The organism is Streptomyces sp. NPDC002619 (assembly GCF_042889305.1).
Classification (GTDB): domain Bacteria; phylum Actinomycetota; class Actinomycetes; order Streptomycetales; family Streptomycetaceae; genus Streptomyces.
Window position 1 is genome coordinate 202009 of the sequence record NZ_JBIAQV010000012.1, and the last position, 13107, is coordinate 215115.

Annotated in this window: 11 protein-coding genes and 1 pseudogene; 7 read left to right on the plus strand and 5 right to left on the minus strand. The window is 71.5% G+C overall.

The window, feature by feature from the left end:
- Nucleotides 1-14: 14 nt before the first annotated feature.
- Entirely contained in the window at nt 15-2129 is a 2115-nt protein-coding gene (locus ACFYXB_RS21240; protein WP_389584515.1) for a molybdopterin oxidoreductase family protein, read from the plus strand.
- On the opposite strand, the gene ACFYXB_RS21245 is transcribed toward ACFYXB_RS21240, so the two are convergent.
- Nucleotides 2126-2557, minus strand: a complete 432-nt coding sequence (locus ACFYXB_RS21245) for a gamma-glutamylcyclotransferase family protein (protein WP_389584567.1) — start codon at nt 2555-2557, stop codon at nt 2126-2128. The genes ACFYXB_RS21240 and ACFYXB_RS21245 overlap by 4 nt on opposite strands.
- Before the next feature lie 170 nt (nt 2558-2727).
- Between ACFYXB_RS21245 and ACFYXB_RS21250 the strand changes: the two genes are divergently transcribed.
- From ACFYXB_RS21250 to ACFYXB_RS21260, 3 genes are all read left to right on the plus strand, one after another.
- Nucleotides 2728-4371, plus strand: coding sequence for a M4 family metallopeptidase (locus tag ACFYXB_RS21250; protein ID WP_389584518.1), 1644 nt, complete (start codon nt 2728-2730; stop codon nt 4369-4371).
- A gap of 375 nt (nt 4372-4746) precedes the next feature.
- Nucleotides 4747-5268 (plus strand): hypothetical protein, encoded by a 522-nt coding sequence (locus ACFYXB_RS21255; RefSeq protein WP_389584521.1) that lies wholly within the window; start codon nt 4747-4749, stop codon nt 5266-5268.
- Between the two features lie 115 nt (nt 5269-5383).
- Nucleotides 5384-6001, plus strand: coding sequence for a class F sortase (locus tag ACFYXB_RS21260; RefSeq protein WP_389584524.1), 618 nt, complete (start codon nt 5384-5386; stop codon nt 5999-6001).
- A gap of 9 nt (nt 6002-6010) precedes the next feature.
- Here ACFYXB_RS21260 and ACFYXB_RS21265 read toward each other — a convergent pair whose 3' ends face one another.
- Nucleotides 6011-6793: a sulfite exporter TauE/SafE family protein gene (locus tag ACFYXB_RS21265; protein ID WP_389584527.1), complete on the minus strand. Its 783-nt coding sequence runs from the start codon at nt 6791-6793 to the stop codon at nt 6011-6013.
- Between the two features lie 493 nt (nt 6794-7286).
- Here ACFYXB_RS21265 and ACFYXB_RS21270 point away from each other — a divergent pair, with 493 nt between their 5' ends.
- The 3 genes from ACFYXB_RS21270 to nirD are packed head-to-tail and all read left to right on the plus strand — an operon-like array spanning nt 7287 to nt 11460.
- Complete coding sequence (locus ACFYXB_RS21270) at nt 7287-8501, plus strand: NAD(P)/FAD-dependent oxidoreductase (protein WP_389584530.1); 1215 nt, start codon at nt 7287-7289, stop codon at nt 8499-8501.
- Nucleotides 8501-11110, plus strand: coding sequence for a nitrite reductase large subunit NirB (gene nirB / locus ACFYXB_RS21275; RefSeq protein ID WP_389584532.1), 2610 nt, complete (start codon nt 8501-8503; stop codon nt 11108-11110). The genes ACFYXB_RS21270 and nirB overlap by 1 nt, the downstream gene beginning before the upstream one ends.
- Entirely contained in the window at nt 11107-11460 is a 354-nt protein-coding gene (nirD, locus tag ACFYXB_RS21280) for a nitrite reductase small subunit NirD (protein WP_389584534.1), read from the plus strand. The genes nirB and nirD overlap by 4 nt, the downstream gene beginning before the upstream one ends.
- A 23-nt stretch (nt 11461-11483) precedes the next feature.
- Here nirD and ACFYXB_RS21285 read toward each other — a convergent pair whose 3' ends face one another.
- The 3 genes and pseudogenes from ACFYXB_RS21285 to ACFYXB_RS21295 form a co-directional block, all read right to left on the minus strand.
- On the minus strand, nt 11484-12410 hold the full coding sequence (locus tag ACFYXB_RS21285; RefSeq protein ID WP_389584536.1) for an oxidoreductase: 927 nt from the start codon (nt 12408-12410) through the stop codon (nt 11484-11486).
- Between the two features lie 101 nt (nt 12411-12511).
- A pseudogene (locus ACFYXB_RS21290) lies at nt 12512-12694 on the minus strand (ATP-binding protein); the annotation flags it as partial.
- Between the two features lie 60 nt (nt 12695-12754).
- On the minus strand, nt 12755-13107 hold a 353-nt coding region (locus ACFYXB_RS21295; protein ID WP_389584539.1), incomplete at its 5' end, for a transposase.

Genomic DNA, 13107 nt, shown 5'->3' on the forward strand with positions numbered 1-13107 from the left:
GCACGCTGGGCCGTATGGACACCACCTCGACGCCCACCCACTGCCCGTACTGCGCCCTGCAGTGCGGGATGAATCTGACGCCCGCGCCGACAGGGGGCGTCGAGGTGAGCGAGCGCGCGGACTTTCCGGTGAACCGGGGAGCGCTGTGCGGCAAGGGCCGTACGGCCCCGGCGGTGCTCTCGTCCTCGGTGCGGCTGACCTCACCGCTGGTGCGCTCCGCCGAGGGCGCGCTCGTGCCCGCGACCTGGGAGGAGGCGCTCGACCACGTCGCCGCCGGTCTTTCGTCGGCTCGGTCGGCGTACGGTCCGGACGCCTGCGGGGTGTTCGGCGGGGGCGGGCTGACGAACGAGAAGGCGTACACGCTCGGCAAGTTCGCGCGCCTCGTCCTCCGCACTTCGCAGATCGACTACAACGGCCGGTTCTGCATGTCGTCGGCGGCGGCGGCCGGCACGAAGGCCTTCGGTCTGGACCGGGGGCTGCCGTTCCCGCTGGAGGACATTCCGAAGACGGGCTGTGTGATCCTGGTCGGCTCCAACCTCGCCGAGACGATGCCGCCGGCGCTGCGGTACTTCGCCGAACTGCGCGAGAACGGCGGCACGTTGATCGTGGTCGACCCGCGCCGCACGAAGACCGCCGAGCAGGCCGACCTGCATCTGGCGCCCCGGCCGGGGACCGATCTGGCGCTGGCGCTCGGTCTGTTGCACCTGGTGGTGGCGGAGGGCCGTACCGACGAGGCGTACATCCGCGAGCGCACCGCCGGGTGGGAGGACGCGCGGGCTGCGGCGATGGCGCACTGGCCGGAGCACGTTGAGCGGATCACGGGCGTGCCTGTGCCCCAACTCCGGGAGGTCGTACGGCTGTTCTGCGATCCCGAGGCCGCGATGGTGCTGACCGCGCGCGGGCCCGAGCAGCAGTCCAAAGGCACCGACACGGTGGGCGCGTGGATCAACCTCTGCCTGGCGACCGGGCGGGCGGGCCGTCCGCTGTCCGGATACGGCTGTCTGACCGGGCAGGGAAACGGGCAGGGCGGGCGCGAACACGGCCAGAAGGCCGACCAGTTGCCCGGCTACCGCAAGCTGACCGATCCGGCGGCGCGGCGGCACGTGGCGGAGGTGTGGGGCGTGGACCCGGACTCGCTTCCGGGTCCGGGACGCAGTGCGTATGAGCTGCTGGACGCGCTGGGTTCGGACATCCGGACGCTGTTGCTGATGGGTTCCAACCCGGTGGTGTCGGCGCCGCGTGCCGCGCATGTGGAGGAACGTCTCAAGTCGCTTGATTTCCTTGCGGTGTGTGACGTGGTCCTGTCCGAGACGGCGGCGCTCGCGGATGTCGTCCTACCGGTCACGCAGTGGGCCGAGGAGACGGGGACGACGACGAGTCTGGAGGGCCGCGTGCTGCTGCGCCGGCAGGCGCTCACCCCGCCGGACGGGGTCCGCAGCGACCTGGAGGTCCTGCACGGACTCGCCGACCGGCTGGGCGTGGAGAAGGGCTTCCCGACCGACCCCGAGGAGGTCTTCGAGGAGCTGCGCCGGGCGAGCGCGGGTGGGCCCGCCGACTACTCGGGGATCACGTATCGCCGACTGGCGGAGGAGAACGGGGTGTTCTGGCCGTGTCCAGCGGGTCATGCGGAGGGCGGCGAAGACGCCGTATGGCCCGCCGCTGCCCACCCCGGCAGCCCCCGCCTGTTCCTGGACCGGTTCGCCACCGAGGACGGCCGGGCCCGGTTCGTCGCCGTGACGCACCGGGCGCTCGCAGAGGAGCCGGACGGCGAGTACCCGCTGCTGCTGACGACCGGCCGGGTCGTGGCCCAGTACCAGTCGGGTGCGCAGACCCGGCGTGTTGCCGAGCTGAACGCCGCCGCGCCGGGACCGTTCGTCGAGCTGCACCCGCGGCTGGCGGCGCGGCTCGGGGCGGCCGACGGCGATCCGGTGGCCGTGATATCACGGCGCGGGCGCGCGGTGGCCCCAGCACGGGTGACCACCGCCATCCGCCCGGACACGGTGTTCATGCCCTTCCACTGGCCCGGCGAGGGCCGCGCGAACACCCTCACCAACCCGGCTCTCGACCCCACTTCCCGGATGCCGGAGTTCAAGGCGTGCTCGGTGCGGGTGGAGACGGTGCGGCCTTAACGGGGGCTGCGGGGGCTCTGGGTGTGCCAGTCTCCGCCGGGGATGAGGGTGCCCCCGGCGCGTAGGCGGGCGGCGACGCGCGGGGCGGCGACGTACACCCAGGCCCGTACCGTGCCGCCGTCGGCGCGTTCGACCTCGCGCTTGACGCGGTCGTAGAGGCTGTTCGGGTCCCCCGCCCCGTACTCCTCCAACCGGTCCAGTTCGGTGAGCAGTTGGGCGTAGGCGTGCGGCAGCGCGGTGACGAGTTCACCGTGTACCACTCCGGCGGGGGCGTCGACGGCGTACGGGTAGCCGGGACCGTCGTACAGCAGCGCGCCGGTGAGGCGGCCGGGTTCCTCCGTGTGGATACGGCCGCGCAGATACCGGTCGTGGTTGGGCTCGCCGGGGCGGAGGGTGCCGTAGACGAAGAACGGCAGAACCGGAGTGATCACAAGTCCGATTCTCTCCCCCCTCCACCCCCACACACGTCTTCATCGAGGCGCTATGGACATGCCATGTCATGGCCTCTTAAATCTCAGTCAACATCCGCGCCACCCCACCCCCACAGCTGCCTCCACAACCCACCCCCACGCCTCCGGGCGCCTCCCCAAGGAGACCGATGAGTCGGACACGGCACATCCGAGGATCCCGTCTCGCCACCGCCGGCATCGCCGCCACCACCGCCACGTTGCTGGCCGCCGCGCTATCCCCCGCCGCGCAGGCCGACGCCAGACCGACCCGGGCCACCGCGATCGAGAACGCGGCGTCGGCACTCGTGGCCCAGGCCGCGAACCTGGGCCTGACGTCCGCCCAGGGCACCAGCGTCAAGGATGTCGTCGTCGACAAGGACGGCACGCAGCACGTCCGCTACGACCGCACGTACCACCAAATCCCCGTCCTCGGCGGCGACTTCGTGGTCCACCTGGCCCCGGACGGCGCGTACCGCAGCGCCAACAGGGCGACGAAGAGCGCGATATCCCTCCCCACCGTCACCCCCACCGTGTCCGCGCCGAAGGCGGCCGACCTCGCGGCGAACGCGCTGCGCGCCGTCAACCTCGGCGAGACCCTGAAGAAGCTGACCGCCAAGCCGCAGTTGGTCGTCGACGCCCTGCACGGCGCCCCCAAACTGGCCTGGCGCACCAACGCGGTGGCCAAGGACTCCCTCGGCAACCCGGTCGCCCGCACGGTGCTGACGGATGCCCGGACCGGGGCGCAGATCGACGCCTGGGACAGCATCGAGACGGCGACGGGCGACGGGAAGTCGCTGTACGGCGGGACGGTGCCGCTGGAGACGACGCTGTCGGGATCGACGTACCAGCTCAAGGACCCCACCCGCGGCAACACGTACACGGGTGACGCCGCGAACAAGACCGACCTGTGCGTTCTGAGCGTCTGCTTCAGCCGCGCCCCGTCGACCGTGTTCACGGACGCCGACAACCACTGGGGCACGGGCACGACCGCCGACCGGGCGTCGGCCGCGGTGGACGCGCAGTACGGCACGAACGAGACGTGGGACTACTACAAGAACGTCCACGGCCGCACCGGCATCGCGGGCGACGGCAAGGGCTCGTACAACCGCGTCCACTACGGCAACAACTACAACAACGCCTTCTGGGACGACAGCTGCTTCTGCATGACGTACGGCGACGGTGACGGTACGACGCTCGGCCCGCTGGTCGCCCTGGACGTGGCCGGGCACGAGATGTCGCACGGCGTCACGTCGTCCACGGCCGGCCTGACCTACTCGGGCGAGTCCGGCGGCCTGAACGAGGCCACGTCCGACATCCTCGGCACGCTGGTGGAGTGGTACGCGAGCAACCCCTCCGACCCCGGTGACTACCTCATCGGCGAGAAGATCGTCCGCTCGGGCTTCGGCGCGGCGGCGCTCCGCTTCATGGACAAGCCTTCGAGGGACGGCAACTCGGCGGACTACTGGAGCTCGTCGGTCGGCAATCTGGACGTCCACTACTCCTCCGGTGTGGCCAACCACTTCGCGTACCTGCTGGCGGAGGGCAGCGGCGCGAAGACCATCAACGGCGTCAGCTACAACTCGCCCACGTACAACGGCTCCACGGTCACCGGGATCGGCCGCGACAAGCTGGGCAAGATCTGGTACCGCGCCCTGACGGTCTACATGACGTCGTCGACGAACTACGCGGGCGCACGGACGGCGACCCTGAACGCGGCGAAGGACCTGTACGGCAACGGCTCCACGGAGTACAACGCGGTGGCGGCGGCCTGGAGCGCGGTGAACGTGAACTGACCGCCTGAGCGGGTAAGCGGCCGCCCTGGCTGGGGGAACGGGGCGGCCGTTCCGCGTTTCGGCGCCGGCTACGTACGGGAGGACGGGCGAAGGGTAGAGGGGCGCCCGTCACCCGTTCACCCACTCCGGGCGCTCCATTCGTGTGCTCTTGCCCATCGCCCTCCGCAAAGGCAATGACCTGCCCTTACGTCTCACAAGCCGCCCTCCCCGCGCCCGTCTTCGACACCCGTTCGTCCCATCGTCGCCGCACTCTCGGGGAGCGCGGTCGGCGTCGGGGGCTTTACCTCGAAAGGGCAGGGGCGCGACCGACTCGGCGGCACATGGGGGTGTTGCGGGCCGCTCCCCCGTTGAGAAAGACGATCGTGAGGGAGCATCATGCGACGCACTGCCCGCATGCTGACCGGTACCGCGCTCGCCGTCGCGGCAGCCGGTCTCTCCGCTGCCCCCGCGTACGGCGGGGGCAGCGGCAGCCTCGAGGTGTTCCCGTCCACCGCCGTGCCCGGCGGTCATGTCACGGTCAACACCAAGGCGTGCGGCGAGAAGGGCTCGGCGACGGGCGACGCCGGTGCAGTGGGCGCCGGGACGTTCACGCTGGCGCCGAGCACGCACGAAGGCGACGCGATCGGCCAGTTCAGGGTGCCGCCGAGCGCGCAGCCGGGGACGTACGAGATCGTCGCGAGGTGCGCGGTGGGCGGCAAGCAGGTCAGCGGCGATCTGGCGGTGACGCTGAGCACGGCGCTCGAAGGGGCGCAACCACGAGGAAGCGTGAAGACGGGGGTCGGCGGCGCACTCGGCTCCGACCCCGTGCAGACCGCAGCTGGTGTGGCGGCTCTGGCCGTCGCCGCCGCGGGCGGTACCTGGCTCCTGCATCGCCGGGCGAGAGGCGACGGGATCTGACGGACACCCTCCGCTGTCCGTCCGCCGGTACCGCAAGTCCCTCCCTCTCCGGGTCCAACGCCCCTCGCGGCCCGGAGGGGGAGCGGACACACTCCGGGAGGCCCGGGAGGATCGCATGCGCAAGATCGGGGACACCGCGATAGCCGCCGTCACCTTGGTCGCCCTGGGCTCCGGGGTGTGGCTGCTGGGCACGGCCGGGACGCACGTCCCGCCCCAGCCCACCGTCGCCGAGAGCCACCCGGATCCTGGTGAGGAGAAGCTGTCGGCACCCGCGCTGCCGCCCTCCCCGCCCACCCGCATCCGCATACCCTCGATCAGGGTGAACGCCCCGCTCATGGGCCTCGGCCTGACGTCGTCCGGCAGCCTCGACGTACCGCCCCCCGGGAACAAGAACCTGGCCGGCTGGTACGAGGCCGGCACCGCGCCCGGCGAGACCGGGACCGCGATCGTCGCCGGTCACGTCGACAACACGGACGGCCCCGCCGTCTTCTACGACCTCGGCGCCCTCAAGCGCGGCGCCGCCATCGAACTCGACCGACGCGACGGCACCGTCGCGGTGTTCACCGTCGACGCCGTCGAGGTCTACCAGGCACGCGACTTCCCCGACGAGAAGGTCTACGGCGCCGCGAAACGCCCCGAGTTGCGGGTCATCACCTGCGGCGGCGGCTACTCGAAGACCACCGGCTATCAGGGCAACGTCGTCGTCTTCGCCCACCTGACGGGCAGCCGCTGAGCCGTCCGCTCACGCCATCCACTGCTGATACGCCAGGTTCGCCACCAGCGCGAACACCACCGTCAGCAGCACCACCCGGACGAACCCGCTCCCCTTCTTCAGCGCCGTACGCGCGCCCAGCGTGCCGCCCGCCAGGTTGAACACAGCCATCAGAGCAGCCAGTTGCCACAGGACCGTGCCCTGCCAGGCGAACATGGCGAGGGCGCCCGCATTGGTGCAGCAGTTGACGATCTTGGCGGTGGCGGAGGCCGTGACCAGGTCGAGGTGGAGTACGGCGGTCAGCGCGAGGACCAGGAACGTGCCGGTGCCGGGGCCGATGAAGCCGTCGTAGAAGCCGATGCCGAGGCCCGCGAGGGCGATCGCGGAAAGGACCTGGCGGCGGGTGGCCGGGCCCGGCGCGGGGGCCGTACCGAAGGCGGGGCGGAGGATGACGAACGCCGCTACGGCGAGCAGCACGACCATGATCACCGGCTTGAGCACGTCCGTGCTCATCCCCGCCGCGAAGAACGCCCCGGCCGAGGAGCCCGCGAGGGCCGCGAGACCGATGCGTACGGCCGTACGTACGTCGACGGATGCCTTGCGCGCGTACGTCACCGCGGCACCCGACGTGCCGACGATCGCGACCGCCTTGTTGGTGCCGAGCGCGTACGCGGCCGGGGTGTTCGCCGGCAACCCGAGCAGCAGCACCGGGAGGAGCAGGAGCCCGCCGCCGCCCACGACCGCGTCGATCCAGCCGGCCGCGAGGGCGGCCAGACAGAGCAGGGCGATCATGGTCAGCGGTATGTCGGGCATGATCGCGACCCTAGCGAATGTCCTCGTCAGCCCGTCGACTCCGGGTACCGCAGCACCGCCAGCACCCGCCGGTGCCCCGTCTCGGACGGCGGTAGGTCGAGCTTGGCGAAGTTGTTGGCGACGTGGTGTCAGTACCGCACAGGCCACGGCCCGCCAACCCGCCCGCTCCCCCAGCACCGCCCGCCGCCACGCGAACGCCCCCGCCCCCACGGGCAGCACCGGCGCTTCGATCTCCACCCCGAGCAGCCGCCGAGCCGGCTGCAAGGACCGACCCCTCCAGGTTTCCGCCCCCGCCCGTCGTACACGATGGTGCCCGCACGGAACCCGGGGGTTCGGTTGTCCCCACCCCGGTTCGGTTCTCCCCACCTCACAGCCCGCCCCGCCACACCCCCCGAACCCTCACATCCGCGCCCCGCACCGGCTGAGGGCAGCGTTCCTCACGGGAAACAGACGTGATGCCGCCGGGTAACACCGGCACCGCACGCTCCTGGACATGACCTCGAATCCGCGTGTGGTGGTGATCGGCGCCGGCCTCGCGGGCGTACGCCTCGCCCGCCGGCTCGGTGAGCTCGGCACGCCCGCGCTGCTCGTCGGCGAGGAGGAGCACCGGCCGTACAACCGGGTCCTGCTCGCCGAGGTGCTGGCCGGCCGCTACGGCCCCGATGTGATCGCGCTTCCCGCCCCGGCGGACCTGGTCCGCGCCCGGGTCACCCGTATCGACCGCGGCCGGCGCACCCTGGAGTGCGCGGACGGCACGGAGATCGCCTACGGCACGCTGGTCCTGGCCACCGGCTCCAACCCCGTGCTTCCGCCCCTGCGCGGCCTGTTCACCCCCGACCACCGGTTCCCCGAGGGCGTCCACGCGTTCCGCACCATGGACGACTGTCTCGGTCTGTCCGAGGCGGTGCGGCCGGGCGTGCGGGCGGTGGTCGTCGGCGGTGGGCTGCTGGGTGTGTCGGCGGCGCGGGCGCTCGCCGTGCGCGGCGCTCAGGTCGTCCTCGCCCAACAGGCCGAGCGGCTCATGGAACGCCAGCTCGATCCGAGCGCCTCCCGGCTCGTGCTGCGGCATCTGAAGGACCTGGGCGTCGAGGTGCACACCGAGTGCCGGGTGCGGGACCTGCGCTGTGTCGGCGGTGCGGTCCGCTCCGTTGAGATGGCCGACGGATACGCCCTGGACACCGATCTCGTGGTCGTCGCCTGCGGGGTCCATCCGCGTGTCGGCCTCGCCGAGGACGCGGGACTCGCCGTTCGCAAGGGCGTCCTCGTGGACGACGAACTGCGCACCTCCGACCCGCACATCCACGCCGTCGGCGACTGCGCCCAGCACGACGGCAGGGTGTACGGGCTGGCGACACCGGCGCTCGAACAGGCCGAGGCACTGGCCGAGTTGCTGGCCGGCGCGGACAACGCCCGCTACACCGGCACCCGTTCCCTGACCCGGCTCACGCTGACCGGGCCGGGCTCCCCCTTCGACCTCGCCGCGTTCGGCGAGACCGAGCCGCTGCCCGGCGACGACGTCGTCCAGCTCGCGGACGCCACCCGGGGCACCTACCGCAAGGTCGTCGTCCGCAAGGACCGGCTGGTCGGCGGGGTCCTCGTCGGCGAACTCGGCACCGTCGGCGCGCTCGCCCGGGCCTGGGAGGAAGCAGAGCCGCTCCCCGACGACGGCCCCCTGCTCCACCTGCTCACCAACGACGGAGGCTCCTGATGACCGCCACCCCGGGGGCCACCCCCACGATCGTGCTCGTCGGCCACGGCATGGTCGGCCAGCGCTTCCTCGAAGCGCTCGCCGAGCGCGGCCTGACCGCCACGCACCGCGTGGTCGTGCTGTGCGAGGAGCCGCGTCCGGCGTACGACCGCGTGCAGCTCACCTCGTACTTCTCGGGCCGTACGCCCGAGGAACTCTCCCTGACGGACATGGAGTTCATCAAGGACCACGGCATCGAGCTGCACGTCGGCGACCCGGCGGAGACGATCGACCGCGAGGCGCGGCGAGTGACCGCCCGCTCCGGGCTGACGGTCGACTACGACACGCTCGTCCTGGCCACCGGCTCCCACCCCTTCGTGCCGCCCGTCCCCGGCAAGGACGCCGAGGGCTGTTTCGTCTACCGGACGATCGAGGACCTGCTCGCCATCGAGGCGTACGCGAAGTCACGGGCGACGACGGGCGCGGTGGTCGGCGGCGGCCTGCTCGGCCTGGAGGCCGCGGGCGCGCTGAAGGGCCTCGGACTCACCAGCCACATCGTGGAGTTCGCGCCCCGGCTGATGCCCGTGCAGGTCGACGAGGGCGGCGGCGCCGCGCTCCTGCGCACCGTCGAGGACATGGGCCTGACCGTGCACACCGGCGTGGGCACCCAGGAGATCGTCGTCGGTGAGGACGGCGCGGTCACCGGCATGAAGCTGTCCGACGGCTCCGAATTGCCCACGGACCTGGTGGTGTTCAGTGCCGGCGTCCGCCCCCGCGACCAGCTGGCCCGCGACTGCGGCCTGACCGTCGGCGAGCGGGGCGGCATCACGGTCGACGAGCAGTGCCGTACCGTCACCGACCCGCATGTGTTCGCGATCGGCGAATGCGCGCTCGCGGCCGACGGCCGGGTGTACGGCCTGGTGGCGCCCGGGTACGAGCAGGCCGTGACGGCGGCCGCGACGATCGCCGCCGACGAGGCCTCCTTCACCGGTGCCGACCTGTCCACCAAGCTGAAGCTGCTCGGCGTGGACGTGGCGTCCTTCGGCGACGCGCACGGCGCGGCCGAGGACTGCCTGGACGTCGTCTACTCCGACTCCCGCTCGGGCCTGTACAAGAAGCTGGTCATCGGCCGCGACGGCACACTGCTCGGCGGCATCCTGGTGGGCGACGCCGAGACGTATGGCACGCTGCGCGCCCTCACCGGCTCCATCCCGCCGATCTCGCCGGAGCAGCTGGTGTTCCCGGCGGGCGCGGGCGCCCCGGTCGGCCTCGGCCCGTCCGCACTGCCCGACGAGGCGGTGATCTGCTCCTGCCACAACGTCACCAAGGGCACGATCCGCGGCGCCGTGACGGAGCACTCCTGCACGACCGTGCCCGAGGTGAAGAAGTGCACCAAGGCCGGTACGGGCTGCGGCAGTTGCGTCAAGGTCCTGGGCCAGCTGGTCACCGCGGAGCTGGAGGCGAGCGGCATCGAGGTCGACAAGGGCCTGTGCGGCTGCTTCGACCAGACCCGCGAGGAGCTGTACGAGATCGTCCTCGCGCTGCGCGTCACGTCCTACCAGGACCTGCTCGACCGTTACGGTCGTGAGGGCGCCCGGGCCGGCGACGGCTGCGAGATCTGCAAGCCTGCGGTCGCCTCGATCATCGCCTCGCTCGCCCCCACGATCGGCGCGAACGGCTATGTCCTGGACGGCGAGCAGGCCGCGCTCCAGGACACCAACGACCACTTCCTCGCCAACCTCCAGAAGAACGGCTCGTATTCGGTCGTCCCACGCATCCCCGGCGGTGAGATCGCCCCGGAGAAGCTGATCGTGATCGGTGAGATCGCCCGTGACTTCGGGCTCTACACGAAGATCACCGGCGGCCAGCGGATCGACATGTTCGGCGCACGGGTGGAGCAGCTCCCTCTGATCTGGACGCGGTTGGTGGACGCGGGCTTCGAGTCGGGGCACGCGTACGGCAAGTCGCTGCGCACGGTGAAGTCCTGCGTGGGCCAGACCTGGTGCCGCTACGGCGTGCAGGACTCGGTCCGCATGGCGATCGACCTGGAGCTGCGCTACCGGGGCCTGCGCTCCCCCCACAAGCTGAAGTCGGCGGTGTCGGGCTGTGCCCGCGAGTGCGCGGAGGCCCGGTCGAAGGACTTCGGGATCATCGCCACGGCGAGCGGCTGGAACCTGTACGTCGGCGGCAACGGCGGTGCCACCCCGCGCCACGCGGACGTGCTCGCGCAGGACCTGTCGGACGCCGAACTGATCCGTCTGATCGACCGTTTCCTGATGTTCTACATCCGCACCGCCGACCGCCTGGAGCGCACGAGCGTGTGGCTGGAGCGGATCCCGGGCGGCCTCGACCACGTAAGGGACGTGGTGGTCCACGACTCGCTGGGCATCTGCGAGGAGCTGGAGACGCTGATGGCGGCGCACGTGTCGCACTACCGCGACGAGTGGGCGGAGACGATCAACGACCCCGAGAAGCTGGCCCGGTTCGTGTCCTTCGTGAACGCGCCGGACACCCCCGACCCGGTCGTCGGCTTCGTCCCCGAGCGCGACCAGATGAAGCCCGACCTGCCGCTGCTGGCCATCGGCTCGCGGCCCGTGGAAGACGCCCTGGAAGGAAGCGCCCAGCGATGACCCTGGCACCCGAGACGACGACCGGCCTGAAGATCCAACTGCGGCTGGCGGACACCTGGTTGACGGTCTGCGAGCCGAGCGCGCTGACGCCGGGCCGCGGCGTGGCGGCGCTCCTCCCGGACGGCCGCCAGGTGGCGCTGTTCCGCGACCGCGCGGGCCGGCTGTACGCCGTCGACAACCGCGACCCGTTCACCGGCGCGGCAGTCCTCTCCCGCGGCCTGACGGGCACCCACCAGGACCGCCTGTTCGTCGCTTCCCCCCTGCTGAAGCAGCGCTTCGACCTGCGGACGGGGCAGTGCCTGGACGACGAGACGCTGCGCATCGCCACGTACGAGGTGCGCACGGCATAGGAGCCCTTGGTCGGGGCGGTACGTCACGCCTTCAGCGCGTCGTATGTCACCCCGGTCAGCCGCTCGGACGCCTCCCAGAGCCGTACACCCGCCTGATCGTTGACCGTCCACGACGCCCGCCAGGACGGCGCGGGTCCGCCCCGCCACCCCGCGAACGACGGACCGGTGAAGGAGTCGGGGCGTACGCCGGGGGCGGTGGCCGCGTACAGCGAGGGCAGGGCGCCCGCCTCGGCGGTCTGAGCGAAGACGCGATTACCGATCTCCATGAACCGCTCGGCACCCCGACGCCCCTCGGCCCGCGGGCCGGCGGTCTGGAGGTTGGTGGCGGCGTACCCGGGATGGGCGGCGGCCGCGACGACATCGGCACCGGACGCGGCGAGCCGACGGCCCAGCTCGTGCGTGAAGAGGAGATTGGCGGTCTTGGAACGCCCGTAGGCGACCCAACGCCGGTACCGCCGTTCGCTGTTGAGGTCGTCGATGTCGATGTTGGCGAGCACGTGCATAAAACTGGAGACGGTCACGATCCGGGCGCCGGGGGTGCTCAGCACGGCGGGCAGCAACAGCCCGGTGAGGGCAAAGTGCCCCAGATGATTGACCCCGAACTGCGTCTCGAACCCGTCGGCGGTGATCCCGTACGGCGGCGCCATCACGCCCGCGTTGTTGACGAGCAGATCGAGCCGATCGTACGGAAACCACGCGACGAAGTCCCGCACGGACCCCAGATCCCCGAGATCCAACCCCCCGAACTCGACCCGGGCGCCCGGCACTTCGCCCACGACCCGATCCACCGCCTCATTCCCCCGCGCCTCACTCCGACACGCGAGCACCACCCGAGCCCCCTTCCGGGCAAGCTCCCGCGCGGTGACGTACCCGAGCCCACTGTTGGCCCCGGTGACGACGGCGATGCGACCGCTCTGATCCGGGATGTCGGTGGTCTTCCAGCTGGCCATGAACAAGCTCCCTCCGCCCTCGCTCTGGAGCGATGAGCATCCGATCGTGATCTTTGCCCGCCCTCGAGCTCGGCCATACCTCCCGTATAGCCCGTCTCCGGGAGGCGTTCGGCGAGGTCGGGCCGGATGACGCCCACGTCGATGCCGGTCAGGAGGAGCGGCCGGCGGTAGCGGGCGCGGACGACGTCGCCGGTGTACAGGGCGCGTTTGATGGTCTCGGCGCCGGTGACGATGCAGCACATCAGGTCGGACAGGTCCGGGGCCAGGTGGGAGAGGTTGTCTAGAAGACTGCTGAAAATCTTGCTGGGGCGCTGTCCGGCCGGGAGGCCGGGCGGCCCCTTTCGCTATGCGGTGGCCGGGGCGAGGCGCCAGGTGGTGTTGGTGCGGGTGAGTCCGAGGGTGATCAGTCGGCGGAGGTTGAGGGCGGCGGCGCGGTGGTGGAGCCAGATGTTGTTGGCGATGACGCCTCGGTAGGGAACCCGGCGGTTGCCCTTGGCGACGAGCCAGGCGATGGCGCGTTCGACAGGTGGCCGCCATCGGCGGTATTCGTCCTGCCAGCCGGCGTCGGTGGCGGCCTGGGACCGGGCGGCGGCCAGCAGCTTGTAGTGGGGGTGGACGTTGAGGGTGCGTCCGGTCTTGGAGGTGGTGCAGCGTTCTCGCAGGGGACAGCCGGTGCACGCGCGCTTGAACTGGGCGG

Bases quoted from the DNA above. Each gene is read 5' to 3' on its own strand.
- ACFYXB_RS21240 (WP_389584515.1), top strand. From the start codon at position 15: ATGGACACCACCTCGACGCCCACCCACTGCCCGTACTGCGCCCTGCAG.
- ACFYXB_RS21250 (WP_389584518.1), top strand. From the start codon at position 2,728: ATGAGTCGGACACGGCACATCCGAGGATCCCGTCTCGCCACCGCCGGC.
- ACFYXB_RS21255 (WP_389584521.1), top strand. From the start codon at position 4,747: ATGCGACGCACTGCCCGCATGCTGACCGGTACCGCGCTCGCCGTCGCG.
- ACFYXB_RS21260 (WP_389584524.1), top strand. From the start codon at position 5,384: ATGCGCAAGATCGGGGACACCGCGATAGCCGCCGTCACCTTGGTCGCC.
- ACFYXB_RS21265 (WP_389584527.1), bottom strand. From the start codon at position 6,793: ATGCCCGACATACCGCTGACCATGATCGCCCTGCTCTGTCTGGCCGCC.
- ACFYXB_RS21270 (WP_389584530.1), top strand. From the start codon at position 7,287: ATGACCTCGAATCCGCGTGTGGTGGTGATCGGCGCCGGCCTCGCGGGC.
- nirB (WP_389584532.1), top strand. From the start codon at position 8,501: ATGACCGCCACCCCGGGGGCCACCCCCACGATCGTGCTCGTCGGCCAC.
- nirD (WP_389584534.1), top strand. From the start codon at position 11,107: ATGACCCTGGCACCCGAGACGACGACCGGCCTGAAGATCCAACTGCGG.
- ACFYXB_RS21285 (WP_389584536.1), bottom strand. From the start codon at position 12,410: ATGGCCAGCTGGAAGACCACCGACATCCCGGATCAGAGCGGTCGCATC.